Annotated in this window: 3 protein-coding genes; 2 read left to right on the top strand and 1 reads right to left on the bottom strand. The window is 42.8% G+C overall.

The features are described 5' to 3' along the window. Positions 1-684: ribulose-phosphate 3-epimerase (rpe, locus tag PX484_RS17960; protein ID WP_288104989.1), on the top strand; the 684-nt coding region annotated here is incomplete at its 5' end. Positions 685-957: 273 nt separating this feature from the next. Here rpe and hisN read toward each other — a convergent pair. After that, positions 958-1,764, bottom strand: a complete 807-nt coding sequence (gene hisN / locus PX484_RS17955) for a histidinol-phosphatase (RefSeq protein WP_287766688.1) — start codon at positions 1,762-1,764, stop codon at positions 958-960. Between the two features lie 791 nt (positions 1,765-2,555). On the opposite strand from hisN, the gene PX484_RS17950 reads away from it, so the two are divergent. Further along, positions 2,556-3,008: a coiled-coil domain-containing protein gene (locus tag PX484_RS17950; RefSeq protein ID WP_002759283.1), complete on the top strand. Its 453-nt coding sequence runs from the start codon at positions 2,556-2,558 to the stop codon at positions 3,006-3,008. Positions 3,009-3,112 lie beyond the last annotated feature (104 nt).

Raw genomic sequence — 3,112 nt, 5'->3', positions numbered from 1 at the left:
TCGATCGTTGTCTCTCCCTCGATCCTATCGGCGGATTTTAGTAAATTAGGAGCCGATATCGAGGCTGTGGATAAGGCAGGAGCCGATTGGATTCACGTTGATGTGATGGATGGTCGTTTTGTCCCGAATATCACCATTGGACCCCTGATTGTCTCCGCTATTCGTCCCTATACGAAAAAACCTTTAGATGTGCATTTAATGATCGTCGAACCAGAAAAATATGTGGCTGACTTTGCGAAAGCGGGTGCTGACATTATTTCTGTTCACGCTGAACATAATGCTTCTCCCCACCTCCATCGTACTCTTTGTCAGATCCGCGAACTCGGTAAACAAGCGGGTGTGGTATTAAATCCCTCCACTCCCCTAGATTTAATCGAATATGTGCTGCATTTGTGCGATTTAGTCCTAATTATGAGCGTTAACCCCGGTTTTGGTGGCCAGAGTTTTATCCCGGAAGTTGTCCCCAAAATCCGTCAATTACGCCAAATCTGCGATGAAAAAGGCTTGGATCCCTGGATTGAAGTGGATGGCGGCTTGAAACCGGCTAATACTTGGCAAGTTCTCGAAGCGGGTGCTAATGCGATCGTAGCAGGTTCGGCGGTATTTAATGCCCCCGATTACGCGGCAGCGATCGAAGGTATCCGTAACAGCAAACGTCCCCAACCTCAATTAGCCACGGTTTAATTGCCGCAGGGGTGGGTTAGCTGTTGATTAATTAGGGTCTGCTGAAAAAGTTTTTTGTGGGGACAGGGTGTGGGGTGTGGGGTGTGGGGTGTGGGGTGTAGGTTTTTACTGATTCCCATCTGGTCAATTACCTAATTTTCAGAGAAAAAGTCCCGTAATTTTCCCACGATCACTCCCATAACTGGTACTTTTTGATTGACAAAAAGTCTAAAAGTCTTACCCAACAAGGTTTTTAGATTTATTCAGCCAGCCTTAATTATCTTGGCATTCGCACTAACCCACTCTGCTGATTTGTTCTAAAACCTGCTGCCATAAACCCGAATTAGAGACGGCTAAAACTTCGCTAGAATCAGCTTGTAGGGGATTACCAGACCAATCGCTAATTATTCCGCCGGCACCTTCAATAATCGGGATTAAAGCACAAAAATCGTAGTATTTCAGGTCTGATTCTAGGATTACCATCGGCATGGCAGTGCAGCCAGTGGCTAACATCATATAGTTATAACAATCACCCCCAAAAGCGGTACGTTTACAGACGCTTTGCAGCTGACGAGCGATCGCTTGTTGTCGTTCTGTGATAAACATTAAGGGAGTGGTGGAGGCTAAACAGGCATTTTTTAAGACAAGTTCCCGATCCTGACGATAGGGATTAACAATCATCCGGTTATTATAAAGACTCCCTTTTCCCTTCACTCCTAACCAGCGATCGCCTAAAATCGGTTGATCGACAATTCCTAAAATCGGTTGATTTTCTGCCACTAGGCCGATTAAAGTCCCAAAAATCGGTAATCCCTTGACAAAAGAGGATGTTCCATCGATCGGATCCAACACCCAATAACGACCACTTTGGGCGGGAATATTGGCTCCTTCTTCCCGAATAACCCCATCTTCGGGTAATTCTCGCCGAATAATCGCCACCATCGCCTCCTCAGCTTCTTGATCGGCGATTGTTACTATTGAGGAAACTTGATCGAGTTTTGTCTCGGTTTCTAGATGGGGCTGCCGAAAATAGCGCCGGATAATCTCTCCAGAAGTGTCCGCTAATTGATGAGCTAGTTGGATAGTGCGATCAATATTCATCAATAAAAGTTATCCATACAGGAAAACAATAATGTTTATTTATGGTAAAGGGGAGATGGGGAATTATGAATTATGAATTATCAGTGGGGAGGTGGGGAGGTGGGAATTATGAATTATGAATTATCAGTGGGGAGGTGGGGAGGTGGGAATTATAAATTATGAATTATCAGTGGGGAGGTGAGGGATTTAGCGGAAATTTCCCTATCACCCTAAATACTTATTGCCTCTTGGATAGTGCGAGCGATATTCATCAATAAAAGTTATCCATACAGGAAAACAATAATGTTTATTTATGGTAAAGGGAAGTGGGGAATTGGGGAAGTGGGGGATTTAGCGGAAATTTCCCTATCACCCTAAATACTTATTGCCTCTTGGATAGTGCGATCAATATTCATCAGTAAAAGTTATCCATAGTGGAAAACGATAATGTTTATTTATGGTAAAGGGAAGTGGGGAATTGGGGAAGTGGGGAGGTGAGGGATTTAGCGGAAATTTGCCTATCACCCTAAATCCCTATTGCCTCTTGCATAGTGCGAGCGATGTTCATCAATAAAAGTTATCCATACAGGAAAACAATAATGTTTATTTATGGTAAAGGGGAAGTGGGGAAGTGGGGAAGTGGGGAGGTGAGGGATTTAGCGGAAATTTGCCTATCACCCTAAATCCCTATTGCCGCGTCGAAGCTAGAACTATCAGTGGGTAACAGTTTGATTTTGACTCCATAATTAAATTAGTCAACGATCGACTCAATCTCAAGACGAGAAAAAATTAATCTATTAGGAGTTTAGCTGATGACGGCTTTTACGGAAAATGACCTAAAAAGGTTAGAAAATCTGATTATCAATGGACAAAAAGCGATCGAAACTCGTTTAACCTCTCTGGAGAATGGACAAAAAGCGATCGAAACTCGTTTAACCTCTTTGGAGAGTGGACAAAAAGCGATCGAAACTCGTTTAACCTCTTTGGAGAGTGGACAAAAAGCGATCGAGAATAGCGTCGGAGAGATCAAAAGAGAAATTCAGGTCTTAGAGATAGGACAGACGGAAATTAAGGGAGAAATCAGGACTTTAGACGCAAAAATCACCGGTTTAAATGAAAGAGTGCAACTCATCGAGGCATCCGTGGGAAAAATTCCCGATTTAGCCGAAAAAATTGGGGAGGTAAAAAACTGGAAACAGATCGGTATATCGATTGTGACTGCTTTTGTGGGTGGGGTAATTGGTTGGTTAATTCGGGGAAAATAAAACTAGGCAATGTAACATAGTATTAAGCATTTGTATATTTTTATTAATTTTTATGGAACAGACAGCTTTAAATCTGATCGCGATTACCGTTTTTTCGATCACTC

The organism is Microcystis sp. M49636_WE2, assembly GCF_030065375.1.
GTDB classification, from domain to species: Bacteria; Cyanobacteriota; Cyanobacteriia; order Cyanobacteriales; family Microcystaceae; genus Microcystis; species Microcystis aeruginosa_C.
This window is presented reverse-complemented; position numbering and strand designations above follow the sequence as displayed.